Origin of the sequence: Arthrobacter tumbae (genome assembly GCF_016907495.1) — a bacterium.
In the GTDB taxonomy this organism is placed as follows: domain Bacteria; phylum Actinomycetota; class Actinomycetes; order Actinomycetales; family Micrococcaceae; genus Arthrobacter_D; species Arthrobacter_D tumbae.
The window spans coordinates 2,278,884-2,304,942 of sequence record NZ_JAFBCC010000001.1 but is presented as its reverse complement, the minus strand read 5'-3'; the positions used below and the strand labels follow the sequence as shown (position 1 = coordinate 2,304,942).

General features: G+C 61.3%; 23 protein-coding genes, 1 tRNA gene and 3 rRNA genes. 14 read left to right on the top strand and 13 right to left on the bottom strand.

Going from position 1 to position 26,059, the window contains the following annotated elements:
• Positions 1–23 precede the first annotated feature (23 nt).
• From JOD47_RS11085 to JOD47_RS11075, 3 genes are all read right to left on the bottom strand, one after another.
• The gene (locus tag JOD47_RS11085) at positions 24–230 is read right to left on the bottom strand and encodes a cold-shock protein (RefSeq protein ID WP_204534286.1); all 207 of its coding nucleotides are present in this window, start codon (positions 228–230) and stop codon (positions 24–26) included.
• Between the two features lie 126 nt (positions 231–356).
• On the bottom strand, positions 357–1,052 hold the full coding sequence (locus JOD47_RS11080) for a LytR C-terminal domain-containing protein (protein WP_204534284.1): 696 nt from the start codon (positions 1,050–1,052) through the stop codon (positions 357–359).
• Between the two features lie 36 nt (positions 1,053–1,088).
• On the bottom strand, positions 1,089–1,349 hold the full coding sequence (locus JOD47_RS11075) for a DUF3263 domain-containing protein (RefSeq protein WP_372432845.1): 261 nt from the start codon (positions 1,347–1,349) through the stop codon (positions 1,089–1,091).
• A 174-nt stretch (positions 1,350–1,523) separates the two neighbouring features.
• Between JOD47_RS11075 and JOD47_RS11070 the strand changes: the two genes are divergently transcribed.
• The gene (locus JOD47_RS11070) at positions 1,524–2,264 is read left to right on the top strand and encodes a uracil-DNA glycosylase (RefSeq protein ID WP_204534280.1); all 741 of its coding nucleotides are present in this window, start codon (positions 1,524–1,526) and stop codon (positions 2,262–2,264) included.
• A 10-nt stretch (positions 2,265–2,274) separates the two neighbouring features.
• Here the strand turns inward: JOD47_RS11070 and JOD47_RS11065 are convergent, their stop codons facing one another.
• Together JOD47_RS11065 and JOD47_RS11060 are read right to left on the bottom strand one after the other, a co-directional pair.
• Positions 2,275–3,888 (bottom strand): threonine/serine exporter family protein, encoded by a 1,614-nt coding sequence (locus tag JOD47_RS11065; RefSeq protein ID WP_307836263.1) that lies wholly within the window; start codon positions 3,886–3,888, stop codon positions 2,275–2,277.
• A 53-nt stretch (positions 3,889–3,941) separates the two neighbouring features.
• The gene (locus tag JOD47_RS11060; RefSeq protein WP_204534278.1) at positions 3,942–5,015 is read right to left on the bottom strand and encodes a lipid II:glycine glycyltransferase FemX; all 1,074 of its coding nucleotides are present in this window, start codon (positions 5,013–5,015) and stop codon (positions 3,942–3,944) included.
• A gap of 121 nt (positions 5,016–5,136) precedes the next feature.
• Between JOD47_RS11060 and JOD47_RS11055 the strand changes: the two genes are divergently transcribed.
• The 9 genes from JOD47_RS11055 (at position 5,137) to JOD47_RS11015 (ending at position 11,482) form a co-directional block, all read left to right on the top strand.
• Positions 5,137–6,141 carry an aldo/keto reductase family protein gene (locus tag JOD47_RS11055; protein WP_204534276.1) on the top strand — a complete coding sequence of 335 codons (1,005 nt, stop codon included), beginning with the start codon at positions 5,137–5,139 and terminating at the stop codon, positions 6,139–6,141.
• Complete coding sequence (locus JOD47_RS11050) at positions 6,138–6,986, top strand: NAD-dependent epimerase/dehydratase family protein (RefSeq protein ID WP_204534274.1); 849 nt, start codon at positions 6,138–6,140, stop codon at positions 6,984–6,986. The genes JOD47_RS11055 and JOD47_RS11050 overlap by 4 nt, the downstream gene beginning before the upstream one ends.
• A 124-nt stretch (positions 6,987–7,110) precedes the next feature.
• Complete coding sequence (locus JOD47_RS11045; RefSeq protein WP_204534272.1) at positions 7,111–7,530, top strand: hypothetical protein; 420 nt, start codon at positions 7,111–7,113, stop codon at positions 7,528–7,530.
• A 41-nt stretch (positions 7,531–7,571) separates the two neighbouring features.
• Entirely contained in the window at positions 7,572–7,913 is a 342-nt protein-coding gene (locus JOD47_RS11040; RefSeq protein ID WP_204534270.1) for a hypothetical protein, read from the top strand.
• A gap of 76 nt (positions 7,914–7,989) precedes the next feature.
• Positions 7,990–8,436, top strand: coding sequence for a hypothetical protein (locus JOD47_RS11035; RefSeq protein ID WP_204534268.1), 447 nt, complete (start codon positions 7,990–7,992; stop codon positions 8,434–8,436).
• Positions 8,433–9,038 carry a hypothetical protein gene (locus tag JOD47_RS11030; protein ID WP_204534266.1) on the top strand — a complete coding sequence of 202 codons (606 nt, stop codon included), beginning with the start codon at positions 8,433–8,435 and terminating at the stop codon, positions 9,036–9,038. Before JOD47_RS11035 ends, JOD47_RS11030 begins: the two co-directional genes overlap by 4 nt.
• Before the next feature lie 63 nt (positions 9,039–9,101).
• Positions 9,102–9,413, top strand: coding sequence for a hypothetical protein (locus JOD47_RS11025; RefSeq protein WP_204534264.1), 312 nt, complete (start codon positions 9,102–9,104; stop codon positions 9,411–9,413).
• Positions 9,414–9,529: 116 nt separating this feature from the next.
• Entirely contained in the window at positions 9,530–10,129 is a 600-nt protein-coding gene (locus tag JOD47_RS11020; protein WP_204534262.1) for a uracil-DNA glycosylase family protein, read from the top strand.
• Between the two features lie 402 nt (positions 10,130–10,531).
• Positions 10,532–11,482: an HNH endonuclease gene (locus JOD47_RS11015; protein ID WP_204534260.1), complete on the top strand. Its 951-nt coding sequence runs from the start codon at positions 10,532–10,534 to the stop codon at positions 11,480–11,482.
• 43 nt (positions 11,483–11,525) lie between these two features.
• Here the strand turns inward: JOD47_RS11015 and JOD47_RS11010 are convergent.
• Together JOD47_RS11010 and JOD47_RS11005 are read right to left on the bottom strand one after the other, a co-directional pair.
• Positions 11,526–11,602 (bottom strand) — tRNA-Thr (locus JOD47_RS11010).
• A gap of 109 nt (positions 11,603–11,711) precedes the next feature.
• The gene (locus tag JOD47_RS11005) at positions 11,712–12,572 is read right to left on the bottom strand and encodes a DsbA family protein (RefSeq protein WP_204534258.1); all 861 of its coding nucleotides are present in this window, start codon (positions 12,570–12,572) and stop codon (positions 11,712–11,714) included.
• A gap of 122 nt (positions 12,573–12,694) precedes the next feature.
• Between JOD47_RS11005 and otsA the strand changes: the two genes are divergently transcribed.
• The 4 genes from otsA (at position 12,695) to JOD47_RS10985 (ending at position 17,611) form a co-directional block, all read left to right on the top strand.
• On the top strand, positions 12,695–14,140 hold the full coding sequence (gene otsA / locus JOD47_RS11000) for an alpha,alpha-trehalose-phosphate synthase (UDP-forming) (RefSeq protein WP_204534256.1): 1,446 nt from the start codon (positions 12,695–12,697) through the stop codon (positions 14,138–14,140).
• Positions 14,133–14,915: a trehalose-phosphatase gene (otsB, locus tag JOD47_RS10995; protein ID WP_239548076.1), complete on the top strand. Its 783-nt coding sequence runs from the start codon at positions 14,133–14,135 to the stop codon at positions 14,913–14,915. The genes otsA and otsB overlap by 8 nt, the downstream gene beginning before the upstream one ends.
• A 138-nt stretch (positions 14,916–15,053) precedes the next feature.
• Positions 15,054–16,142 carry an ABC transporter ATP-binding protein gene (locus JOD47_RS10990; RefSeq protein WP_204534247.1) on the top strand — a complete coding sequence of 363 codons (1,089 nt, stop codon included), beginning with the start codon at positions 15,054–15,056 and terminating at the stop codon, positions 16,140–16,142.
• A 110-nt stretch (positions 16,143–16,252) separates the two neighbouring features.
• Positions 16,253–17,611, top strand: a complete 1,359-nt coding sequence (locus JOD47_RS10985; RefSeq protein WP_204534245.1) for a DUF4032 domain-containing protein — start codon at positions 16,253–16,255, stop codon at positions 17,609–17,611.
• A 104-nt stretch (positions 17,612–17,715) separates the two neighbouring features.
• Here JOD47_RS10985 and JOD47_RS10980 read toward each other — a convergent pair whose 3' ends face one another.
• The 6 genes from JOD47_RS10980 to JOD47_RS10955 all read right to left on the bottom strand — a co-directional run bounded on the left by JOD47_RS10980 (position 17,716) and on the right by JOD47_RS10955 (position 25,806).
• Positions 17,716–18,267, bottom strand: coding sequence for a DUF4190 domain-containing protein (locus JOD47_RS10980; RefSeq protein ID WP_204534244.1), 552 nt, complete (start codon positions 18,265–18,267; stop codon positions 17,716–17,718).
• Positions 18,268–18,391: 124 nt separating this feature from the next.
• A complete protein-coding gene (locus JOD47_RS10975; protein WP_372432804.1) occupies positions 18,392–19,792 on the bottom strand; it encodes an FAD-binding oxidoreductase in 1,401 nt (466 codons plus the stop codon).
• Positions 19,789–20,271 carry an SRPBCC family protein gene (locus JOD47_RS10970; RefSeq protein WP_204534242.1) on the bottom strand — a complete coding sequence of 161 codons (483 nt, stop codon included), beginning with the start codon at positions 20,269–20,271 and terminating at the stop codon, positions 19,789–19,791. The genes JOD47_RS10975 and JOD47_RS10970 overlap by 4 nt, the downstream gene beginning before the upstream one ends.
• 82 nt (positions 20,272–20,353) lie before the next feature.
• A 5S ribosomal RNA gene (rrf, locus tag JOD47_RS10965) occupies positions 20,354–20,470 on the bottom strand.
• A gap of 156 nt (positions 20,471–20,626) precedes the next feature.
• Positions 20,627–23,776 (bottom strand): 23S ribosomal RNA (locus JOD47_RS10960).
• Between the two features lie 507 nt (positions 23,777–24,283).
• Positions 24,284–25,806 (bottom strand): 16S ribosomal RNA (locus tag JOD47_RS10955).
• The 16S, 23S and 5S rRNA genes sit together here, the layout of an rRNA operon.
• Positions 25,807–26,059 lie beyond the last annotated feature (253 nt).

Genomic DNA, 26,059 nt, shown 5'->3' with positions numbered 1-26,059 from the left:
TTGTTTGTTATTGCGTGGGTCGCTCAGGATGCGAGGCGCACGGCCTCAGCCTGCGGCCCCTTCTGACCTTCTCCGATTTCGAACTGAACCCGCTGGCCCTCGTCGAGCGCACGGTAGCCCTCCATGTCTATTGCGGACCAGTGCACAAAAACATCCACCCCGCCCTCATCGACAGTGATGAAGCCGTATCCCTTTTCAGCGTTGAACCATTTAACGGTTCCCTGCGCCATGTTGTTCTCCCACTATGTAGATCCCCCGCTTAGCTGTTGACGGCGGGGCTGAGATACATCTAATCCCAGAACTCCGGAGCAGTGACGGAGAACACAGTGAATGTTATTGATCCTTAACCGAGACGCTCACTGGAAGCCCGGGCCGACCACCACGGTGATATTGCCGAAACCCGCGTCGCCCTGGACAACGCCGATACCAAGGGCGCCGGCGAGCGCCTCAGCGGTGGGGCGCTGCTCCTCACCGTTATAGAGCACGATGGATCCCTGCAGCTGCTGGCCGGACCAGTTGCCGATCTGGGTGACGGTCCAGCCGTCGGCCTGCAGCCTGCCCGCAGCAGTGCTTGCCAGCCCGCTGACTGCCGTGGCATTCAACACGGCAACCGGCTGCGCGCGGTCGATGACTGCTGCCGCTTCTGTTGCCTCGGGGGAAGGCTCCTCGGAAGACAGTTCCTCACCGGCAGTCGGCTCTTCCGCGGAAGTCGATTCCTCACCGGGCGTGGGGGCCGCGCCGGGCGACAAGGACTCCGTGGGCTCCGCGGAAGCACTGGGGTCCTTGCCGGGTTCGGCCGCCGCACCCTCGGCCGTGATGGACGGCATCGGTGCAGATCTGGTGCCCTCCGGCGTGACTTCGCTGGCCTGCCCGAGGCCGAGACGCGGAAAGAGGAAATAGGCGGCCAGGCCAACCGCAAGGACCAGAATCCCGGCGACGACCTTCAGCGCGAGACCGCTTGACCGGGGAGGCACAATGCGCTCACGGTGGACTCCCTGCCGGGCGGCGGATTCGGGAACCTGGTCGAATTCGTCGCGGGGGTACTGGGTCATGTGGCGGTAAATCCTTGGATTGAGTGGGCGTAAATTCTAGACATCGACGCCAAGACGGCGCGCTGATCGGGCGCGCTGGCGGGTTGTACGTAGTCTACGCAATCTCTTCACGAGCATCGGGTCATGGGCAAGCGCGGCTTCGGTGTCGATGAGCGCGTTGAGGATCTGGTAGTAATGCGTGGCGGAGAGGTCAAACATCTCCCGGACGGCCTGTTCCTTGGCGCCCGAGTATTTCCACCACTGTCGCTCAAGCTCGAGCATTTGCTGTTCGCGCTCACCCAGGCCCGTCTCCCGCACCTCCGCAGCGGAGCCGTTCCGACCTGCCTGCGCCGCCGATCCCTGCCTACTCACGACACACCGCCCAATCCACCGTTTCCGCGTAATCTAATTCCTCCATGGTAAGTGCGAATCACACGGTTGTCATTTACCCGTCGGTGGAGCCTGACGCTCCAGACGGGCAAAGATGGAACCATGAACGACGACGACGGCGCGGCCACCCTGCCCATTCCTCCTGTCACCGGCTCAGCCCTCCCGTTCGCCGCCCCGGCGACCCTCGACGAGGTGATGGCACCCGACTGGGCGGCTGCGCTTCGGCCCGTCCAGCCGCAGATCCATCGACTGGCGCAGGACCTGGCCCTCGAACAGGAGGCCGGCGTCCACGTGCTGCCGGGCCCACACAACATACTGCGAACCTTCACCTACCCCCTCAGCCAGGTGAAGGTGATCATCGTGGGGCAGGACCCCTACCCCACTGAAGGCCATTCCGTCGGCCTGGCATTCTCCGTCACCCGGCAGACCAGGCTGCCGCGCAGCCTCGTCAACATCTATAGGGAGCTCGCGGCGGATCTCGGGGCTCCGGCACCCACGCACGGCGACCTCTCCGGCTGGGCTGATGAGGGAGTTTTCCTGCTCAACCGGGTCCTCACGGTGCGCGCCGGTGAGACGGGTTCCCACCGGAAGCTGGGTTGGAACGCCGTCACTGATGCCGCCGTCCGGGCCCTGGTTGCCCGCAACCAACCGCTCGTGGCCATCCTGTGGGGACGCGAAGCCCAGCAGCTCAAGCCTCTGCTGGACTCCACGCCGCTCGTTGAGTCCGCCCACCCGAGTCCGTTATCCGCCTCCCGTGGCTTTTTCGGCTCCCGGCCCTTCAGCAGGGCCAACGCGCTCCTGGCGCAGCAGGGCGCCGAGCCGGTGAACTGGCTTCGCAGCTGAAGTACGCTGCTTAGCGGCGGCGGTTACGACGCCGTTCGTTGCTGCTCAGCTTCTTCGTGAAGGGCCGGGCCAGGTTGTCGCCGAGGACCACGCCGCCGGCGATGGCCAGGATGATGGTGAGCGCATTGAACAGTCCGATGGCGCCCGCACCGGTGACATCCGTCTCGATCGTGAGGTCATACATCGACCGGAAGATCGTGAGCCCCGGGTAAAGGAACATCACGGCAGGAACTGCGACCACAAGTTGCGGTGCGCCCATGCGGAGGGCAACCACCCGCGCGAGCATACCGATCAGGACGGCCGCAATGGCGGGCGCAAGCCGGTAGCCGACGCCGAGGTTCACCACCAGCGAGTAGAGCAGGAATCCGGCAGTTCCGATGAGGGACGTAGGTACAACCAGGGCCATGTCCGTCTGCTCGGCAATACAGATCATTGCAACCGCAATGAAGATGAGCACCGCAACCACCGGCAGCGGGTATAGGGAGCCGACCGACGACGTCACGTCCAGCTCAGGAACACCGAGAAGGTTGCCGAGCACCAGCGCAACGGCGATGCCGGACACAATTCCTGCGAAGACGAGGAAGGCAGACAGGAACCTCCCTGCTGCAGTCACCGGGAATCCGTTGATCGCGTCCTGGGTTGCCGAAACGAGCCTGCCGGTGGGCAGGAGCAGCAGAATCCCTCCGACCACAACCAGGGCGGGCGCGATCGGTACGTTCAGCGACCACAACAGCACCGCGGTCAAGGTGACGAGGGCGGCCGAGGTGGCCGTCGCGAAAAATTCAGGCACGCGCCAACGCCCCAGCTGACGCGAGAGCAGGTCAACACCGATACAGCTTGCAAACGAGATCAGGGAGCCAAGCGGACCGCCGCCGATGAACGCCACGATGGCCGCAGCGAAGACACCGAACGCGGCCGTAACCATCCAGCGCGGGAACGGCTTGGGCCGGTGGGTTATCTCGTCAAGGCGCCGGATGGCTTCGGAGCGGTCTACCCCACCGTCAACGACGTCGGTCACCAACTGGTGGACGCGGGTCAGCCCCGCATAATTGTTGGTCCAGGACCGCACCACGCGCAGAACGGTCGTGGGGGTCTGGTCCTTCGCTGAGTAGTTGAGCACCACCGACTGGTTGGTAATGTCCACCTCGATGTTGTCGAGCCCGAACGCTGCGGTCACGGCAATGATGCTCGTCTCGACTTCCAGCGCTCCGGCACCGTACCGGAACATCGTCTCAGCGAGGCTAAGGGCGAAATCGAGCGTCCGGCGGGCGCCGACGTCGGGACCTCCCACCTGGATAGTGGGGTTGGCATAGGGACTGCCGGCGAGCCGCTCCACCAGATTCATTGCCTGCGTGGGCGGGGACTCTCCCTGAACAAGGCGCCGCAGCATCTTCCGGGCCGCCAGCTGTGAACGGTCAGGACGGGCGGACTGCGGCGTGATCGGCAGGGCGTCGGTCGGGTTGGACTGCGGCCGGGCGGCGGCTTTCCTTGCAATTTTCGACTTGGCCTTGCCAGGAGACGGCTTCGTGCCCGGAGGCGGCGTAACGAGGGGCAGCTGTTCAGCCACCGGGGAGGGGTTGGTATCCGGGCTCCGGCGCTTGCCCGCACCGGTCTTGTCTGCCACTGCTGTGCCCCTTTCCTGGCCTCATGATCGTTCGTCGTGCCCGGGCCTGTTGGTCAGTAGAACGGTTGGTGCGTGCGCCGCCAGTACACCTGGCGCATGATTCGTTCGCCCAGCTTCTGCCATGCACGGTACTTCAGGGGGCTGAGCACCAGGTCATAACAACCCACGAAGTCGGTGACCGTTTTGGTGAAGCTCGTTTTGAACAGGCCGAGGCCATGGTGTTGGTGGCTCTTGTCCTTTAGCTGATCGCTTGGGGGAGTTCCGCAGAAGTCGTACTCCACAATATTGTGTTCGGCCTTGAGATCGTTGATCGCCCTCCACTGAAGGAGATGCGAATCACCGTACTGAGAGCGGCCCGGCTTGGATCCGCCGTCCTTGTAGGTGCCCTTGCGGCCGTAATTGATCACGAAGGCGCCGACCGAAGGCTCACCGTTCTCATGCACAAAGTAAAGCCGACCCTGGCCGGCGGAGACAAAGTTCGCCCAGAACCGCCGGTAGTACTCGAACGAGCGGAGACGTGCGGCTGACCGGTCCTCAATGTGCGCCATAAGACGGTACATCGTGCGGAAGTTCTCGTCCGTGGGTTCCACCTGCTGCACGGTGACGCCCTCCCGCTCTGCCCGCCGGACGGCGTTGCGCCCCCGGGAGTGGAGATTGCGCAGCAGCTGGTTGGGTTCCGGGGTGGTGTCGAGGATCGCCGTGTGGTCGTTGGGCTGCAGATTGAAGGACTTGACCAGGCCCGCGCGCCGGAAGAGGGTCCGGACGCCGCCGTCGTCCTCGATATCCGGCTCGATTTTGACCGCGAAGACTGCGAGCTTTGACTCCTGGATGAAGGTTTTGCAGGCGTCCAAAACCGCCGGAACGTCCTCGGCGGCAGCAACATCCGGGCCCTTGATCAGATACCAGAGGCTCCCGAGAAGCGGGACCTTTTTCTCGAGGACGATGTTGTAGGTGGCGTACTCGGCAGATTCAAACACGAGGAACAGCGGCTTCCAGCCATGATGGGACTTGACCTCCGCGAAAGCCGCCGACTGCAACAGGTTGCCGCCGTTCGGATTGGCGGTGACCAGGGAATCCCAGTTCCCGCGTTCTTCCGCAGTGGCAAATCGAGCAGTAAACGTACCCATGGTCCTCAATCACAACTGGTCGGAAGGCGTCGATTCAGTGTAGCCGTTGGCACTCCGGGAGCCTGCGTCGCCTGGGGGGTTGCCTGTACCGCTGGGCCAGGGCATGGATAGCATCGAGACCATGGAATTCAGATATCTCGGAAACAGCGGACTCAAGATCTCGGAGATCACCTACGGAAACTGGCTCACGCACGGCTCCCAGGTGGAAAACGACGTCGCCACCCAGTGCGTCCGCGCAGCCCTCGACGCCGGCATCAGCACTTTCGACACAGCGGATGTGTACGCCAACACCGCAGCCGAGACGGTCCTCGGGGAAGCCCTCAAGGGTGAGCGCCGGCAATCGCTCGAAGTCTTCACCAAGGTCTGGGGTCCCACCGGCCCCAAAGGTCACAACGACGCCGGTCTATCCCGCAAGCACATCATGGAGTCGATCGACGGCTCCCTGAGCCGCCTCCAAACTGACTATGTGGACCTTTACCAGGCCCACCGATACGACCACGAGACTCCCCTCGAAGAGACCATGCAGGCGTTCGCCGACGTCGTCAGGCAGGGCAAGGCCCTCTACATCGGTGTCAGCGAGTGGACGTCGGAGCAGCTGCACGCCGGGCACAAGCTCGCGAAGGAGCTGGGCTTCCAGCTCATCTCCAACCAGCCGCAGTACTCGATGCTGTGGCGGGTCATCGAGGAGAAGGTGGTGCCGGCATCGGAAGAGCTCGGCATTTCCCAAATCGTGTGGTCGCCCGTCGCCCAGGGCGTCCTCACCGGCAAGTACAAGCCCGGCCAGGCACCGGAACAGGGTTCGCGTGCTGCCGATGACAAGGGCGGCGCGGACATGATCAAGCGCTGGATGTCAGATGAGGTCCTCACTGGAGTACAGAAACTTGAGCCCCTCGCCAAGGAGGCCGGCCTGAGCATGGCGCAGCTCTCCATCGCGTGGGTACTGCAGAACCCCAACGTTGCCTCGGCAATCATCGGCGCATCCCGCCCCGAGCAGGTCGAGTCCAACGTTGCGGCCGCGGGCGTCACGCTGGAGCCCGCCCTCATGAAGCAGATCGATGAAGCGATCGGCCACCTGGCGGAAACCGACGCGGCCAAGACCACCTCCCCTGACAAGCGGCCCGCGTGAGGCTCGCGGTAACGGGATCCAACGGCAAGCTGGGACACAGTGTTGTAGCGGGCTTGAAAGAGGCCGGACACGAGGTCCATGGATTCGACGTGCACGGCGAGCGCGGGCCGGGCTTCCTATCGATCGACCTGACCAACTACGGTCACGTGCTCGACGCGTTATTGGGTGTGGATGACCGGCACTCAGGTTTCGACGCCGTCGTCCATCTCGCTGCGATCCCCGCACCGGGGCTGCAGCCTGATTCCGCCACTTTCCACAACAACATGTTGGCAACCTACAACGTGTTCCAGGCCTGCAGGCGAGCCGGAATCCAACGGATCGTCTACGCCTCCAGCGAGACAGTCCTGGGGCTTCCATTCGATGAGGACCCTCCGTACATTCCGGTCGATGAGAAGTATGACGCACGCCCGGAGAGTACCTATTCGCTGGTGAAACACCTCGAAGAGCAGATGGCTATCCAGTTGACCCGCTGGGATCCCACGCTGAGCATCACGGCGCTGCGGTTCTCCAACGTGATGGACCCGGCGGACTACGCGGAATTTCCATCATTCAATTCGGATCCACTGCTGCGGAAATGGAATCTGTGGGGATACATTGACGGCCGGGACGGCGCCCAGGCTGTGCTGCGGGCTCTTGAGAACGCGCAGAACGGCTTTGACCGGTTCATCATCGCGGCCTCGGACACCGTGATGAGCCGATCGAGCGCCTCTTTGGCGGCGGAGGTGTTTCCCGGCGTCGACGTGGTGAAGGATGTCAGCGAACATGAAACGCTGCTGTCGATTGAAAAGGCGCGGCGCCTGCTGGGGTTCGAACCACAACACAGCTGGCGGGATCACGCAGGCTGACGGCACGGGTGGAGGCTAGCCGAACCTGGGGAGCCTCCACCCGGCTAGCCTCGACCTTGAATGATCAGTAAGCTTACATTTCCGGGACGAAATCCCCGGAACGCAATCGTCGAAAGGATCGGTCATGACTGAGAATCTCCCCGATGAGGAACTGCACGTGGTCGGCGAAGAGCCGGACGCCGTGAACGAGTCGATCGCGCCCGAGGCCCTGGACCCCGTGCAGGACGGGCAACCGGACGGCTATCCCACGGCTGCCGAGAATGACCCGGAGAACTGGCAGCAGGATCCTCTGCTGCAGGACGAGCCAGGGGCAGGCGCGGCTGCTGAGGAAAGCGATCAGAGCCTGCGCGACGAGACTGAGGAAACGCGCTTCCGCGAGGGAGAGGAGCAGGTGCCGCCGGAAGAACCCACCATCGGCGAAGCCGCATCCGACGTCGATTTCGGTGATCCGATGAGCGGTGAGGAAGTGGACGCGAGTGATGACGAGGCGAATTTCGGTGGGTCGCCCTTGAGTCAGTTCGAGCCGGAGGATCTGGACCGCTAGCAGCCGCAGCCCGTCGGGCACTGCGCCCGTAGACTGGAACCGTGAAGAAAATCGCCGCACTGTCCCTGCTCATCCCTCTGGCCGCCCTGCTCGTAGGCTGCAATCAAATTGAGGAAACCGCAGGCGACATAGCAAGCGACGCGGCGTCCCAGGTGGCCGGAGCCGCCGCGGAGGAAGTCCAGTCCCAGGTGTGTTCACTGGTCAACGACGGGAATGTCAGTGCCGGAGATCGGCAACTGCTCGGCGGACTGGTTGACGCCGCGGAGACCGCCGGCGTTCCGGCTGAGATCACCGACCCGCTCCGTGACATCGCGGCAGCCGGCGACGAGGTGCCGGCAGAGTCTGTGGAGGCATTGAATGACGCGTGTGCGCCGTCGTCGTAAACGCATGATGTCGCGTTTATGCGTCGATTGTCCATCAACTGTTCTATTGCCCGCCTAATAGCAGTACCTTTGCCCTATGAGAGGCGGCTCAGCCCGGGTCGTACGTGAGGCGACTGCATACCAGGACGCGGTTTCGCGTTCCGTGAGGGCGGCCTGCGCCAGGTGGGTTGCCATCGAGTTGGAATTCGGGCTACTGAGCGGCGCAGAGGTTGACGCGTTGCTGGGCTCCCACTGGCCACCGGCAGGCTGCCTCGCCGCCGAACGCAGAATTCTCGGTGTCGCAACGAAGGCCGGGCGCGTCCTGTACCCGGGTTTCCAGTTCGACTCAACGACGCACACTGTGCGTCCCATCCTCGCGGAAGTGGCCCAAATCGGTCTGGACGCCGGCTGGAAGGACCGCCACATCCTGCAGTGGTTCGTTGCACCCAATGGGTCGCTTCATGGCGATCGGCCGGTGGATCTGCTCGATGACCGGGAGCGCCTCCTCGCAGCGGTCCACGCCGATCTGGAGACGGTCTGGTGAGAAGCCTCGCGATCTGCACTGCGGCTGCACTCCTCCTGTCCGGGTGCGGCGCGGTGTCGGTACCCGGCAGCGACCCGCTCGACGACTTCACGGCCTCCTCCCCGGAAGAACTGGTCGGTCAGGGCACTGTACTGTCCGCCGGTGACGGCCCGGCCATGTTTTGCCTGGGCGGCGTGATGGAGTCCTATCCCCCACAGTGTTCCGGCCCGGAAATCGTCGGATGGGACTGGAGCGCCGCCGAGCACTCCGAGAGTGCCGGTGGTGTCACCTGGGGCACCTATGCCGTCCGGGGGACCTGGGACGGCGAAGCTTTCACCGTCACGGAGCAGCCGGTTCCGCTTGCCCTGTATGACCCACCTGCGACCATCGATCCCCGCACCGATCCGTCCAACCCCGGCGCCGGTGCGGCCGGCGAACTGGAGTCGCTGCAGCAGGAACTTCATCAGGTGGAGGGTTCCCCTGTGCTCACTTCGTGGATTGAGAACGGCTACCTGTTTGTCACGGTGGTGTACGACGACGGGACTCTCCAGAATGCCTATGACGCCACCTACGGCACCAGCATCGTGGCTGTTCAGTCGGCGCTACGGCCGGCGGATTCATAACCGATTCAGGACTCACTGATTCCTTCCCGCAAGAATGTCAGAGCCGCGCAGTACCTTGATCGCATGACTACTTCAGCCTCCCCGTCCAGCACCACTGCAGCCCCCATTCGCCATCCGCAGCGAGGTCATCGCTACACCATTGAGGAACTCCGCAATCTTGCCGATCAGGGTAATGCGTGGGCACTCTGCCAGGTCGATCAGTGGGAGCTCGAGTTCGCCAATGAGTACGCCGGCACCCTTTCCGAGCGGTGCACGGACCGCAGTTGTGAGGGTTTCGGTGAACCCGTCGACTTATGCTCCGGCCAGAACGGCGAGCCGATCGACGTAGACCATGGCGGTTGGGGACACACTGTCACCTGGCTTCGCGCCGCCTGATCTTTCGGTGGAGGACTGTGCGCATCATCCGGGCACCTACTGATGGATGCCGGGTCAACGTGCTGGATCTCCAACCCGACGCATACGAAGTGGCTGCGCGCGGATACAGTGGAGATATGTACCTCGATCATCCGCAAGCCCTGGCCGACGATGCGGTTCTCGAGAACCGCAAATCCATGCTGGCGACCGCCCCGCACATTCAGAGCCTGGAGCTGTGGCGCGCCGGCTACACAGCCACCAAGTCAGCCCCTGTCCCCCACTTCGATCCTGCAGACGCGGGAGATCAGGCCCGCGTTCTTTTCGTACTGGACCGCCCGCAGGAGGAAGTACTCTCCGAAAGCGGCACCGGCATCATGTCCGTCGACAACCCAGACAGCGCCGCAGAACGCTGCTGGATAGAACGCGATTCAGCAGGCCTGCATGAAGGCGTCCTGATGTGGAATATGGTCCCGTTCCTTGTGTCGAATCCCAATGCCGACAACCGGACGGCCGGCGCCAAGGCGTTGGGCTCAGTCCTGCGCCTCCTGCCGCGACTTGAGGTGGTGCTGCTTTGCAGCGACGCCGTGCAGCAGACCTGGGACAAGCACCTGCAGGATCGGGTTCCCCGGGTCACCGTTATCAAGGCGCCCGGCGTTGGCCCTCAATCCTTGTCCCGCAAGACCAAACAGGATGAGCTGCGCAAGGCCGTCGAGCGCGCAAAGCGCCTGGTGGGCTGACGGACGGGCCCCCTGGTTCCAGCGCGCTGGCGGTCTGGGTAAATTGCGCACAGCCCGGTAGAGAGCGCTAGGAAGGATTGTCCTCTTCGTGCTGTTCCTTCCACACAGTCGCCGTCCGGTGGCCCGGATTCAGATAGACGTGATTCCGTGCGATCACGGTTTCAGCCTTGGCTGTCGTCACTGTCCACGTTCCTGGACACGTCTTGCACTTGATGGTTCCCATATCCGCCCCCGGTAAGTCCTGCTGTACTGCGTAATCCCAGCATCTGTCTCTGACGCTTCGAGCGTCAAGGGTTTCATCAAGTCATGAGAGTAACTTGCACGGGTCTTGAGATTACCTTTCAGTAACCATGAGTTCAGATACCGGCGGGAGTCCGGCGCCTAAGGTGACACACTGAAGCAATGGCAGCGGTACTTTTGGGTTGGAACCCGGGCACCAGACATTGGAATGGGCTCTATGCGTCGGCTGTTGCCGAGGTGCAGAACTCCGGAGGGTATCTGGAACAGTGGTCATTCGACAACGGGATGAATCTTCCCGCCGGCACCGAGGTTTGGCTGCTCGTGCAGGACGCCAGACCAAAGAGGCAAGGCCTGATCGGGCATGGTGTCGCGGTGGGTGAAATGTCCGCTGTGCAACCTGCCAATCCGGACATTTCCGCCAGTTCAACGTACGTCAACATTCAATTCGACTTCCTGCTGCCCGACGGGGAGCAGCTGCGCATCAATGAGCTCGTGGTTCATATCCCGGAGATTGACTGGAATGCAGAGTTCAGCTCCTTTTGGCGCATTCCGCCGGACACCGAGACTGCAATAAGAGAGGTCTGGGCTGCCCATCTACTGGACGGCGCCTTTCGAAACACAGACACTGTGGATCCGGTCCCGGGCTCCTACCCGGAGCCCGCACTGCAGCGGGTGCCCGTCAACCGGTACGAACGCATCCCAGAGGCAAAAGCGGTAGCGATCGCTCATCTCGGGTCCAGCTGTCACGCATGCGGCTTCGACTTCGAGGCTACGTACGGGACGCCGGGAGCCGATTTCAGCCATGTCCACCACACAGTGCCTGCTGCACGCCTTGGGCCCGGTTACGAGATCGATCCGATCGTCGACCTCGTTCCCCTCTGTCCGAACTGCCACTACATGGCGCACCGCAGGGCCCCCACCCCGTACACCGTCGCTGAGCTGCGCACAATGATCGCAGCGGCCGGGCACCTGCCTGGCATCGTGGTCACCGCGGAGCAACAGCAAGCGCAGAATGATGCACGAACGATTAGCGGCGCCAGCTCCACGGTCTGGGCCGAACGAGAGCAAACCGGACAGCAAATCGATCAGTCCGGACAAAATGGAGCAGAATAATGCGCCGTTCTGACCGGGTTGCTCTACATCGCGGAGCCGTAAGTGGAGCCCCCTGTCGGATTCGAACCGACGACCCCCGCTTTACAAGAGCGGTGCTCTGGCCAACTGAGCTAAGGAGGCGGACTGGCTGAGCCAGCGGGCGCCGTCGTCGTCATCCAAGTTCAACAGCGCTAGACAAGGTTAGCCCAGCGCCGCCGCTGGCGGGAAATCAGCAGGACCCGGGGGATCCTCAGTTCTTCGCTTCGATCTTCTCCTGGGTGACCGTGGCGAAGTCGGATACGGCGTCCGGCACTTCCTCACCGTCCACGAAAACCGTCGGAGTCCCGCTGATGCCATGGGTCTCGGCCGCTTGGGTGCCGAACTTCACCCACGGCCGGAAGGTGTCTTCCTCCAGGCAGGTGGAGATGTCCCCGGCCCCGGCAGTCGCCGCCATTTCGGCGAGTTCACCGTCGGAGAGTTCGCCGTTTTCGAAGTTTCCGAACAATGCTGCCGAGAAATCCCAGTAGGCCCGCGGTGCGGTGTCCGCGACACAGGCCAGGGCCGCAGCACCGCGCGACGAGTACTCCGTCTGCGAATTGGGGTCGAGGTACGCGACGTTCCGGTACTCGAAAGTGATGGCACCATCATCCAGCCAGGTCTGAATCTGCTCAGCGTGTGTCTGCTCGAAGTTGGCGCAGTGCACGCAGTTCACGTCGACGTACGCCACAACCGCGACGGGCTGATCAGCGGCAGACGCCTCGACGCCAGGCGGGGGATCCGCCGGATTCGGAGCTTCATCCGGAAGAGAGGCGACGTCGACACTCTCGACAGAGGTGGTTGCAAGCTCGGTTGTGGAGGTCAGCATGATGCCGCCGTACTCATTGCCATGCGCAGGAGCGGGGCCGGCATCGGGAACCTGGTTCCGGATGTTCCCGGCAACGATCAGCCCTATGATCACCAGAATCGCAACGACAGCGGCAACGACGCCCCACTTGATGAGGAAGGATGCACGCTTCTCCCGGCGCTGCCGCTCCTCAACCACCAGCCGAGCCTGCTCCCGCGACTCTGACTTCCGTTGTGCCTTGCTCGGTCTGGGGTTGCTGGAAGTCATCAGTCCTCGTTGCTCACTCGGTTACGTCGTCCCACCATTTTAGGTGACGCAGCTGCCCGCTCCCCCTTCCCACCCAACCGGCTAAAGTCGTAAGTGAGCCTACGATCGTCAGAGGAGACAGTATGCAATCAGGGGACACACCGTACGGTGAGTTCGAATTCATAGTGGTGTCCAACCGGCTTCCGGTTGACCGCGTGAACGACGACGACGGCAACGGCTCCTGGCGGCGCTCACCGGGCGGTCTGGTCACCGCTCTGGCTCCCGTGATGGAGAAGGCCGACGGCGCGTGGGTGGGATGGCATGGCGCCGCGGACGAGGCACTCGAGTCCTTTGACCACAGTGAGATCCGGCTGGTTCCCGTTCCGCTGAGCGCTGAGGAAGTCGAATTCTACTATGAAGGCTTCTCCAACGCGACGCTCTGGCCGCTCTACCACGACGTCATCGCCCCACCTGAGTTCCACCGCCACTGGTGGGATTCGTACCGGAAGGTCAACGAGCGCTTCGCCGCGGAGACGGCGGCCGTCGCGGCCGAAGGCGCCACCATCTGGGTGCAGGATTACCAGCTCCAGCTTGTCCCAAAGCTGCTCCGCGAGGCCCGTCCGGATCTCAAGATCGGTTTCTTCAACCACATTCCGTTCCCTCCGCTGGAGATCTACGCGCAGCTTCCGTGGCGCCGCCAGGTCATCGAGGGCCTGCTCGGCGCTGACCTGATCGGGTTCCAGCGGCCGAGCGACGCCAGCAACTTCCTGCGTTGCGTACGCCGTTTCCTGGGGCTGGCGGTCCGCCAGCAGCAGGTACAGGTGAAGGGCGCGGACGGGTCACCGGACTACGTCTCACGGGCAGAGGCGTTCCCCATTTCCATCGACGTCCAGCGCATCGTGGACCTGGCCAACCGCCCCGACATCATTGAACGTTCGCAGGAGATCCGACGGGAACTCGGGAATCCCAGACACATCCTGCTCGGGGTTGACCGCCTCGACTACACCAAGGGCATCGGCCACCGCTTGAAGGCCTACGAGGAACTACTTGCCGACGGACTGATCCAGGTCGAGGACGCCGCCCTCATCCAGGTTGCGAGTCCCAGCCGCGAGCGGGTGGAACAGTACAGGCTCCTGCGGGAAGAGGTGGAGGGTGCCGTCGGACGCATCAACGGCACCTACGACACCATCAAGAACACTGCCATCCGCTACCTCCACCACAGCTACCCGGTGGAGGAAATGGTCGCGCTCTACCTGGCCGCCGACGTCATGCTCGTGACAGCGCTCCGCGACGGCATGAACCTCGTGGCGAAGGAGTACGTCGCGGCCCGTACCGGAAACCGCGGTGCACTGGTCCTGAGCGAGTTCGCCGGAGCAGCGGACACTCTCCGGCAGGCAATCCTCGTCAATCCGCATGACATCGACGGTCTGAAAAGCGCCATCCGCGGCGCCCTCGACATGAGTGCCTCCGAGGCAACCCGCCGTATGCGCACCATGCGGCGTCAGGTCCTGCAGAATGACGTGGAACGCTGGTCTAAAGCCTTCCTGTCCGAACTGCAGAAGGGCGCACGGGAGGACCTCCTTGTCTAAGCTCAGCCCCGAACTGCTTGCAGCCCTGGCGACGGCGGCCGCTACGGAGACGCTGCTGGTAGCGCTGGATTTCGACGGCACCATGTCGCCGCTCGTGGACCGCGCCGAAGACGCCCGTGCGCTGCCCGGATCCGCGGTGGCGCTGCGTGAACTTGCGCAACTACCGAGAACGACGACGGCGCTCATCTCCGGACGCGCACTGGACAGCCTCCGTCTGGTCGCCTCCCCGGAACCGGAAACGCTCCTCATCGGCAGCCATGGCGCCGAGACGTGGACCGGTCCCGGTGGCGCACCCCTTGAACTGACGCCCTCGCAGGTCGAGATCCTCCGCCATGCGACCGATGCCGTCCAGCAGGTGGTCGATGCCCACCCCGGCACGCTGCTGGAACTGAAACCGGCCGGCGTCGTACTGCATACACGGACGGCTGACACCGAGACGGCGCAGTCAGCCGCAACAGCGGCGCGTACCGCGCTGTCGTCACTGGACGGCGTCCACCTGAGCAACGGCAAGAATGTCGTGGAGCTTTCTGTGGTGCAGGCGGACAAGGGCAGGGGTCTGCAATCGCTTCGTGAACTGACGGCGGCAACGGCAGTGGTGTTTGCCGGTGATGACGTTACCGACGAACACGCCCTGAAAACCCTTGAGGCACCCGACGTCGGGCTCAAGGTCGGTGACGGAGAGAGCGCTGCGACGTACCGCATCACCTCGCCGGAGCAGCTCGTTGAGGTCCTTCAGGAGTTGGTGACATTACGTCGTGCTGGCGTGTCTGCCTGACTTCGTGCCATACTTTCTTCTTGTGACGCAGTTCACGGTGGGTCCACTTCGGCCTCCGTCCTGATCACTCCAACTGAATACTTCCATTCACAACGGATCGTCGGGCACGTACCTGCCCGTGAAAAGGATAAGAAAAAAATGGCAACGGTAACGTTTGACCAGGCTACGCGCCTGTACCCGGGCACTGATAAGCCCGCAGTAGACGGTCTCAACATCGAGATCGCAGACGGCGAATTCCTCGTTCTCGTCGGACCCTCCGGTTGCGGAAAGTCCACCTCGCTCCGCATGCTGGCCGGCCTGGAAGATGTCAACTCCGGCCGCATCCTCATCGGTGACCGCGATGTCACCGATGTTCCGCCGAAAGACCGCGACATCGCGATGGTTTTCCAGAACTACGCGCTGTACCCGCACATGTCCGTCGCCGACAACATGGGCTTCGCACTGAAGATCGCCGGCATCTCCAAGGAAGAGCGCGCCCAGCGTGTCCGGGAAGCCGCAAAGCTCCTCGACCTCGAGGACTACCTCGACCGCAAGCCGAAGGCTCTTTCCGGTGGTCAGCGCCAGCGTGTTGCCATGGGTCGCGCAATCGTCCGTAACCCGCAGGTCTTCCTCATGGATGAGCCACTGTCCAACCTTGATGCGAAGCTCCGCGTACAGACCCGTACACAGATCGCCTCGCTCACCCGCCGTCTCGGTGTCACCACCGTGTACGTGACCCACGACCAGGTCGAGGCCATGACCATGGGCGATCGCGTCGCAGTCCTGAAGGACGGCATCCTTCAGCAGGTGGACACCCCCCGCAACCTCTACGAGCGCCCGAAGAACGTCTTCGTTGCCGGCTTCATCGGCTCCCCCGCCATGAACCTGCTGGAGCTGCCCACCTCGGAGGACGGCGTGAAGTTCGGTGACACCACGTACCCGGTTGCCCGCGAGGTCCTGAGCTCGGCCCACGGCGGCACCGTACATCTGGGTGTCCGTCCCGAAGATCTCGGTCTCGTCGGTGCGGGCGAAGGCCTGCAGGTTGAGGTAGATGTCGTCGAGGAACTCGGCGCTGACGCGTACCTCTACGGGCACACCACGCTCAACGGCCAGGACCACGACATCGTGGCACGCGTTGACGGACGCCGCCCACCGATGAAGGGCGACACCGTGTACGTGCGGCCTGTGAAGGGCCACGTGCACCTGTTCGACACCAAAGACGGCCTTCGCCTGGCCGACCACGTGTAATAACCTGACCCGCTAGCGGTTCGATACACATCCCGCGTAAAGCCCCTGTTGGTTGACGGTAAACTCAACCAACAGGGGCTTTCCGTCGTTGTTAGGACACACAGATCACCATGACTGATTCGACCCAAGCCAATTGGCATCACGAGCCAACGGATTATGATCAGGCCGGCAAGCTCCCACGGACCCGGAGTGCGTTCAACGAAGGCTCACTGGGATCACTCAGCATCACGGCAGCTGCCACCGACCCGGAGTTGCTCGACCTCCCGTGGCATCTGGCGCTGGAGGAATGGCCGGCCGAGTATCTTGCCGCGCTTCCCCGAGGAATCTCCCGGCATATCGTGCGCTTCGCCCACCTCGGCGGATCCGTGATTGCCGTGAAGGAAACCAGCGAGCACATTGCTCGCCACGAGTATCACATGCTCCGCAAGCTTCAGCGTTTGGACGTTCCGTGCGTGGAGCCCGTTGCCGTCATTTCAGGCCGCAAGACGCTTGAGGGCGAGGACCTGAACCCGGTCCTGGTCACCCGCCACCTGAAATTCTCCATGCCATACCGCGCGCTGTTCTCCCAGATGCTGCGCAAGGACACTCTTACCCGCCTCATCGATGCCCAGGCACTGCTCCTTGTCCGTCTCCACCTCATCGGTTTCTACTGGGGAGATGTGTCCCTCTCCAATACCCTGTTCAGGCGCGATGCCGGAGCCTTCGCCGCCTACCTCGTGGACGCCGAGACCGGTGAACTCTATCCGGAACTGTCCACCGGCCAGCGCGAGTATGATCTCGAGATCGCCCGGGTTAACATCGCCGGTGAGCTGATGGACCTTGCCGAGGGTGGCCTCATCGAGGAGAAGGTGGACCCGCTGGCTACCAGCGAGCTCATCATGGACAGCTACCGGCGCCTGTGGGCGGAACTCACCGACAAGGAGTCGTTCGAGCTCGGTGAACGCTGGCGGGTGAACGCGAGAATCCGTCGCCTCAACGAGCTGGGATTCGACGTCGAGGAGTACGCCATCAGGACAGTCTCCGAGACTTCCCAGATCCAGCTGCAGCCCAAAGTGGTCGACGCCGGGCACCACAGCCGCCGCCTCATCCGGCTCACCGGCATCGACGCCCAGGAGAACCAGGCCCGGCGGCTGCTCAACGACATGGACGCCTACCGGGCAGACAACACGCCCGGCCTTGACGAAGAGATCAGCGCGCATCAGTGGTTCAGCCACGTCTTCTCGCCGATCGTTCGGGCAGTCCCCGGGGAGCTTGGCGGAAAGCTTGAGCCTGCCGAGGTGGTCCATGAGGTGTTGGAGCACCGTTGGTACATGTCAGAGAAGCAGGACCGGAACGTTCCGCTTGCCGAAGCAGTGCAGTCCTACCTCGACTCCGTGCTGCGGCACCGCCGCGACGAAGCCGCCATCATGCTGACGGCTGACACCAAGACGTTGGACATCATCAGTGGTGGAGCGCAGGAAGGCAGCTGAGCCGTCCTTCCGGAGTCAGTCACGAGAAAGCGTCCGCGGTCCCCAGCCTGTGCCGGGAACCGCGGACGCTTTGGCGTTGATGCCTTGCCGTTTCCGCAGATTCGTTACGGGTTGATCTGGAACTGGCTGCAGTCGATCTCCTGGCCCTGGAACTCCTGGATACCCGGCCCGGCGTTCTGGCAGAACTCGAACGCCTGTCCGGTGAAAACCACGCCGGCGATGATCACAATGATGAGAATGATGCCGATCACCGTGAAAAGTGCACCGATGATGATCCCGGCGAGGGCAAAGCCATTGCTCATTCCTGCCTTTTTCGATTTCACCATGGCGACAATCGAGAGGATCAGTCCGATCAGTGAGATCGGCATAATGATAGAGCAGATGAGACCGACGATACCGAGCGTCTTTCCGGGATTCTCCGCCGGCTGACCGTAACCGCCGCCGTAGCCGCCTGGCGTGCCATACGGTGAGGACTGTTGTGCCTGCCCATAGCCCGACGCCGGCTGCTGGCCATAAGACTGGCCGTAACCGGACGGCTGCTGCCCGGAAGGCTGGCTGGACGACGTCGGCTGCTGCCATTGCTGGCCCGCCGGGTACCGGCTGGAGTCGTCCTGGCCGCCATTGTTGCCGGGTTGACCGGTGGTGTTGTCTGACACGGTTTTTTCCCCATTCTTCAGGTGTGATGCCACTGGCCTCTTCCGCGGCGTTGGCGTGATTCAGTCTATCTGCCGGAAAGGTCCGGCAACGGTAGCGGCGACTGACGGCTCCCTCGGGTTCGATCTAGGTAATCGCCTTGCCCGGATTGAGTATTCCCAGAGGATCAAACACCTCCTTGATCCGTCGCTGCAGGCTCAGCACCTCTGCACTCTGTTCCCACGCGAGCCACCGCAGCTTGTACTGCCCCACCCCATGCTCACCGGTGATCGTTCCGCCGAGCGCAAGCGCAACCCGCACGGACTCATCGAGCGCCGCATGCAGCCTGAGCATTCCTGCCTGGCCCTCGTCCCGGTGGACCCAGAACGTTGGGTGAAGGTTCCCGTCTCCCGCGTGTGCAACAAGGCGAAGCCTCACCTCGTGTTCGCCGGCCATCCGTTCGAGCTCGGCAGCATAGTGCACCAACTGAGAACGCGGAACAGCGACGTCCTCCCCGACGCGGAAATCGTCGTCGACGCCGTCACCTCTCGCATTTCGCCGCAAGTCGAGGAGCATAGTGGCTTCCGAGCCGTCCTCAGCCTCGACAGTTGCGCCTGCCCGAGTGAGGACTTCACGCACGACGGCGGATTCCGCTTCCGCTCCGAAACCGTCCGTCTGGACGAGCAGCAGAGCTCCGCCCCTGGCCGCGAGATTTGATTCGAACGCGGCATCGAGAATGCCCAGTGTACTGCCGTCGAGAAGTTCGAGAATGGCCGGCTGGACGCGCGCAGCGCCGATGGCGAGAACGCCTGCGGCGGCTGCCGGAAAGCTGGGAAAGAACGCAGCGAGAGTCCTAATCTCGACGGGAAGATACTTCAGGCGCACCGTGATCCCGACAACGATGCCGAGCGTACCTTCGGATCCAACGAACAGCGCCGTCAGGTCATACCCGGCGACGCCCTTGAATGTTGTGTGCCCCGTATGGATAAGCGCGCCGTCGGCAAGAACTACGTCGAGGGCCAGGACCGAATCACGAGTCACACCATACTTTGCGCACCGCAGACCGCCCGCGTTGGTGGCGACGTTGCCGCCGAGTGTGGAAATGGTGTGGCTCGCCGGATCGGGTGCATACATCAGGCCGTGCGGTGCAACCGCAAGATTGAGGTCCGCGTTGATTACGCCCGGCTCAACAACGGCGAGCTCATCCTCCGGCCGCACCTCGAGGATACGGTTCATCCGTTCGAGACTGAGGACGATACACCCGGGAACCGCATGGGCGCCGCCCGACAAGCTCGTGCCGGAGCCGCGTGCTACTACCGCCACGCCCAGCCGGTGGGCACACCGGACAACGTGCTGGACCTCCTCGACACTCTCCGCCAGTACGACGACGGCGGGCTCCGCCGGCTGCGCGACAGGGCCCTGATCCCGCGAATAATGTACGAGCGCGCTGCCGTCCGTCAGGATTCGGGAGCTGTCCATTCCGAGGCGCAGCTCCGTTACGAGGGTTGAGATATGAGCCTGACTCGCGCGCGAAACGTCGTCCGTCATGATGCCCCACCCATGAAGCGCCGATAGGATGCCAATACGGTAGCCCAATCGGGCGCTGCTGCACGTTGCTCGCGACCCAGCTCACCTTCGGTCCATCCATCGTGAACAACGCTCACGTGGGTGCTTCCGCCAGCCGGGGTGAAGGTCACCAGGACACGGCTCGAGAAGTTTGGATTGCCCTGGTGATGCCACGTGAGCTCCAGTATTCCGCCGGATGTCTTTCCTGCCACGGCTGCCCATGATGCCGAGTTACCGGCGGCATCCTCCTCAAAGAGCTCCCCGTCGGTGAATTCAGGGTGGGTGCCCTCACCGAACCGGGTCTGATCAACGGGCCACCACAAATGGATGCCGTCGGTGAAGCCGGCGAATGATTCGTTCGGGCTCCGGGGAACGGACACTTCGGTAGCGAGTGACGTCAGGTGGGTGTCTGGTTGCGGATGTGTGGGGTCGGCGTCGCTGTGGGAGAAGAGGCTGTCCATAGTGGAACTGTAGTGGGTGTTGATCGGGGTGGTTAAAGCAGGAAAGGCCTCACCGTCACGGTGAGGCCTTTCCTTAAGTGTTGTCCGGCGGTGTCCTACTCTCCCACACTCTCTCGGGTGCAGTACCATCGGCGCTGTGGGTCTTAGCTTCCGGGTTCGGAATGGGACCGGGCGTTTCCCCCACGCTATGACCGCCGTAACCCTGTGACCCGACCCCGCGCACCTGGTGTTGCTGTGGTGTGTGGGTGGGAAAACTTTGTGTGGTTACAACTGTGGTATGTAGTTGTGTTGTGTTCCCTGGTGGGTTGTTGGTTGGGAACCGCATAGTGGACGCGTAGCATAAAAGTGTTTTGTGTGTATCAAGTTATCGGCGTATTAGTACCGGTCAGCTTCACGAGTCGTTAGTCCTCGCTTCCACATCCGGCCTATCAACCCAGTGGTCTGGCTGGGGGCCTCTCACACCAAATGGTGTATGGAAATCTCATCTTGAAGCAGGCTTCCCGCTTAGATGCTTTCAGCGGTTATCCCATCCGAACGTAGCTAATCAGCGGTGCACTTGGCAGTACAACTGACACACCAGAGGTTCGTCCGTCCCGGTCCTCTCGTACTAAGGACAGCCCTTCTCAAATTTCCTACGCGCGCAGCGGATAGGGACCGAACTGTCTCACGACGTTCTAAACCCAGCTCGCGTACCGCTTTAATGGGCGAACAGCCCAACCCTTGGGACCTACTCCAGCCCCAGGATGCGACGAGCCGACATCGAGGTGCCAAACCATGCCGTCGATATGGACTCTTGGGCAAGATCAGCCTGTTATCCCCGAGGTACCTTTTATCCGTTGAGCGACGGCCATTCCACAATGTACCGCCGGATCACTAGTCCCGACTTTCGTCCCTGCTTGAGATGTCTCTCTCACAGTCAAGCTCCCTTGTGCACTTACACTCGACACCTGATTGCCAACCAGGCTGAGGGAACCTTTGGGCGCCTCCGTTACTTTTTAGGAGGCAACCGCCCCAGTTAAACTACCCATCAGGCACTGTCCCTGACCCGGATTACGGGCCGAAGTTAGATATCCAGAGTGACCAGAGTGGTATTTCAACGATGACTCCACCTGAACTGGCGTCCAAGCTTCACAGTCTCCCACCTATCCTACACAAGCCACACCGAACACCAATACCAAACTATAGTGAAGGTCTCGGGGTCTTTCCGTCCTGCTGCGCGTAACGAGCATCTTTACTCGTAGTGCAATTTCGCCGAGTTTATGGTTGAGACAGCGGGGAAGTCGTTACTCCATTCGTGCAGGTCGGAACTTACCCGACAAGGAATTTCGCTACCTTAGGATGGTTATAGTTACCACCGCCGTTTACTGGGGCTTAAATTCCCAGCTTCGCCCGTAAGGGCTAACCGGTCCTCTTAACCTTCCAGCACCGGGCAGGAGTCAGTCCGTATACATCGTCTTGCGACTTCGCACGGACCTGTGTTTTTAGTAAACAGTCGCTTCCCCCTGGTCTCTGCGGCCCCGATCCGCCTCCCCACAGCAAGTGTGGTTCACGGTTGGGGCCCCCCTTCTCCCGAAGTTACGGGGGCATTTTGCCGAGTTCCTTAACCATAATTCTCTCGATCGCCTTAGTATTCTCTACCTGATCACCTGTGTCGGTTTGGGGTACGGGCAGTTGGAACCTCACGCCGATGCTTTTCTAGGCAGCATAGGATCATCGGATCCCCACCAAAAAGCGGGGCCCATCGGGTCTCAGAGACGGTATCCAAACCAGGACCACGGATTTGCCTATGGTCCCTCCTACATCCTTAGACCGGGACAACCATCGCCCGGCCCGACTACCTTCCTGCGTCACACCTGTTAATACGCTTACCTCCCAAGATCAGGTCCCACGCTCCCCACCAACACTGGGTCCGAAGACCACGGGAAGGTGGTTTGGGTGGTTAGTATCCCTTGTTCAGTATGGGCGGTTCTTCACCGGTACGGGAATATCAACCCGTTGTCCATCGACTACGCCTGTCGGCCTCGCCTTAGGTCCCGACTTACCCAGGGCAGATTAGCTTGACCCTGGAACCCTTGATCATTCGGCGGACGGGTTTCTCACCCGTCTTTCGCTACTCATGCCTGCATTCTCACTCGTGTAGGCTCCACCGCTGGTTTACACCGCGACTTCACTGCCCACACGACGCTCCCCTACCACTCCAAACGCCTGAACTCAGGAGAACAAGTCTCCGGCTTGGCTAACATTTGAAATCCACAACTTCGGCGGTGTACTTGAGCCCCGCTACATTGTCGGCGCGGAATCACTTGACCAGTGAGCTATTACGCACTCTTTCAAGGATGGCTGCTTCTAAGCCAACCTCCTGGTTGTCTGAGCAACTCCACATCCTTTCCCACTTAGCACACGCTTAGGGGCCTTAGTTGGTGGTCTGGGCTGTTTCCCTCTCGACTATGAAGCTTATCCCCCACAGTCTCACTGCTGCGCTCTCACTTACCGGCATTCGGAGTTTGGCTGACGTCAGTAACCTTGTAGGGCCCATCGGCCATCCAGTAGCTCTACCTCCGGCAAGAAACACGCAACGCTGCACCTAAATGCATTTCGGGGAGAACCAGCTATCACGAAGTTTGATTGGCCTTTCACCCCTACCCACAGCTCATCCCCTCCATTTTCAACTGAAGTGGGTTCGGTCCTCCACGACGTCTTACCGTCGCTTCAACCTGGCCATGGGTAGATCACTTCGCTTCGGGTCTAGATCACGCCACTCACTCGCCCTATTCAGACTCGCTTTCGCTACGGCTACCCCACACGGGTTAACCTCGCGACGTAACACTAACTCGCAGGCTCATTCTTCAAAAGGCACGCTGTCACCAAAACAAGTCTGGCTCCAACGGATTGTAGGCACACGGTTTCAGGTACTATTTCACTCCCCTCCCGGGGTACTTTTCACCTTTCCCTCACGGTACTGGTCCGCTATCGGTCATCAGGGAGTATTTAGGCTTACCAGGTGGTCCTGGCAGATTCGCACGGGATTTCTCGGGCCCCGTACTACTTGGGATACTCTCCAAGCGGCAGCACGCATTACAGCTACGGGACTCTCACCCACTCCGGTCGGGCCTTCAAACCCGTTCACCTATACGCCTGCACTCACTTCACCAGTCCGGCAGAACTGATACGGAAAGTCCCGCAACCCCAGAGATGCAACGCCCGCCGGCTATCACACACCACTGGTTTAGCCTCATCCGCGTTCGCTCGCCACTACTAACGGAATCACTATTGTTTTCTCTTCCTGTGGGTACTGAGATGTTTCACTTCCCCACGTTCCCCCCACGCACCCTATGTGTTCAGGTACGGGTCACCCAGTCACTCGCGCGCTGAGCGGGGTTTCCCCATTCGGACATCCTGGGATCAAAGTTCGGTTATCAACTCCCCCAGGCTTATCGCAGATTCCCACGTCCTTCTTCGGCTCCTGATGCCAAGGCATCCACCGTGTGCCCTTAAAAACTTGACGATCACACACAACCACCACACCACCCCCCAAAGGAAGCAGTACGACAAACGATTGCGTGCATACACAAAATTTAAGATGCTCGCGTCCACTATGCAGTTCTCAAACAACAACCCCAGTCAACACACCACCCACACCCCACAACCCCAAACAAACAGGATCAAGACGTGAGCAGACATGCCCAGGAAAACCAGAAACCCCAACAACCCACACCCCCAAAAGGATGCAGACTCCTGTTGCCTCAGGACCCAACAGTGTGCCACACAATGAAACCACCACCACCAACCACGCCTTTCCCAAACCCACACCCCCCACACCAACCCCCACACAGGGGACCAGCAGAAGGACACAAGCCCGTACTCAACACGACCAGCACCAGCAGCCATCAATTCGTTGATATTCCACCCATGAGCACCCACCGCAGAACAAACGCCTGCGCAATGGGCATACTCCTGACAACCCCCACACCCCACACAACGTGGAACACGGACAGTTGTAGGCGCTCCTTAGAAAGGAGGTGATCCAGCCGCACCTTCCGGTACGGCTACCTTGTTACGACTTAGTCCCAATCGCCGGTCCCACCTTCGACGGCTCCCCCCCAAAAGGGTTAGGCCACCGGCTTCGGGTGTTACCAACTTTCGTGACTTGACGGGCGGTGTGTACAAGGCCCGGGAACGTATTCACCGCAGCGTTGCTGATCTGCGATTACTAGCGACTCCGACTTCATGAGGTCGAGTTGCAGACCTCAATCCGAACTGAGACCGGCTTTTTGGGATTAGCTCCACCTCACAGCATCGCAACCCTTTGTACCGGCCATTGTAGCATGCGTGAAGCCCAAGACATAAGGGGCATGATGATTTGACGTCGTCCCCACCTTCCTCCGAGTTGACCCCGGCAGTCTCCCATGAGTCCCCGGCATAACCCGCTGGCAACATGGAACGAGGGTTGCGCTCGTTGCGGGACTTAACCCAACATCTCACGACACGAGCTGACGACAACCATGCACCACCTGTAAACCGGCCACAAGTGGCCGACACATCTCTGCGCCGTTCCGGTTCATGTCAAGCCTTGGTAAGGTTCTTCGCGTTGCATCGAATTAATCCGCATGCTCCGCCGCTTGTGCGGGCCCCCGTCAATTCCTTTGAGTTTTAGCCTTGCGGCCGTACTCCCCAGGCGGGGCACTTAATGCGTTAGCTACGGCGCGGAAAACGTGGAATGTCCCCCACACCTAGTGCCCAACGTTTACGGCATGGACTACCAGGGTATCTAATCCTGTTCGCTCCCCATGCTTTCGCTCCTCAGCGTCAGTTAATGCCCAGAGACCTGCCTTCGCCATCGGTGTTCCTCCTGATATCTGCGCATTTCACCGCTACACCAGGAATTCCAGTCTCCCCTACATCACTCAAGTCTGCCCGTACCCACCGCAGATCCGGGGTTAAGCCCCGGACTTTCACGGCAGACGCGACAAACCGCCTACGAGCTCTTTACGCCCAATAATTCCGGATAACGCTTGCGCCCTACGTATTACCGCGGCTGCTGGCACGTAGTTAGCCGGCGCTTCTTCTGCAGGTACCGTCACTTTCGCTTCTTCCCTACTGAAAGAGGTTTACAACCCGAAGGCCTTCATCCCTCACGCGGCGTCGCTGCATCAGGCTTGCGCCCATTGTGCAATATTCCCCACTGCTGCCTCCCGTAGGAGTCTGGGCCGTGTCTCAGTCCCAGTGTGGCCGTCCACCCTCTCAGGCCGGCTACCCGTCGTCGCCTTGGTAGGCCATTACCCCACCAACAAGCTGATAGGCCGCGAGTCCATCCAAAACCACAAAAGCTTTCCACCAACCACCATGCGATGGAAGGTCGTATCCAGTATTAGACCCAGTTTCCCAGGCTTATCCCAGAGTCAAGGGCAGGTTACTCACGTGTTACTCACCCGTTCGCCACTAATCCCCCCAGCAAGCTAGGGATCATCGTTCGACTTGCATGTGTTAAGCACGCCGCCAGCGTTCATCCTGAGCCAGGATCAAACTCTCCGTAAAAAACTACGAACACAACACGAACCCCCCGGAAAAAGAGAAACCCATGCTGCACAAAATTCGAAACCAGCCAAAAAACCAGCCACCCCACGGGGTGAGATGACCAGCAAATCAACCAATCAAAAAACAATCGGTATCAACAAACATGGCACACTATTGAGTTCTCAAACAACAGAAGCACCCGGCACCAAACACAACCCTCAAGGCCGCATCATCGCTCCGGAGCAACTTTTCAAACTTACCGACCAAACCCCAC